Raw genomic sequence first — 435 nt, forward strand, 5'->3', positions numbered from 1 at the left:
AACAGAAGGCCGTGTCCGACCAGATCCTGGCCGCCACCGGCCAGCGCTTCCTGGAAAAGTTCAGCGATAACGACGCGCAGTACAAGGCCCTGCTTGCCGCCGGCGCCAAATTCGCGCAGGACAAGGGCATCAAGCTTGGCGTCGCGCTGACCGAGGCGCAGCAGCGCCAATTGACCACCGACCTGGTCTGGCTGGTCGAACAGGCCGTGACCCTGCCCGACGGCAGCACCGAGACCGTGCTGGTTCCGCAGGTCTACCTGTTGGTGCGCGAAGGCGACCTGAAGGGCGACGGCACGCTGCTGGCGGGCCGCAGCGTCACCATCGTCGTGGACGGCAATGCCACCAACAGCGGCACCATCGGCGCGCGCGAGGCCACGGTCATCACCGCCAGCAACATCGTCAACCAGGCCGGCGGCACCATCCAGGGCGGCAGCG

At 67.6% G+C, this 435-nt stretch carries 1 protein-coding gene; it reads left to right on the plus strand.

Going from position 1 to position 435, the window contains the following annotated elements; translation table 11 throughout:
- Nucleotides 1-11: 11 nt before the first annotated feature.
- On the plus strand, nucleotides 12-435 hold a 424-nt coding region (locus tag KDH83_RS31685; RefSeq protein WP_212323139.1), incomplete at its 3' end, for a hypothetical protein.

The sequence above is a fragment of the Achromobacter sp. Marseille-Q0513 genome (assembly GCF_018195695.1).
Classification (GTDB): Bacteria; Pseudomonadota; Gammaproteobacteria; order Burkholderiales; family Burkholderiaceae_B; genus Achromobacter.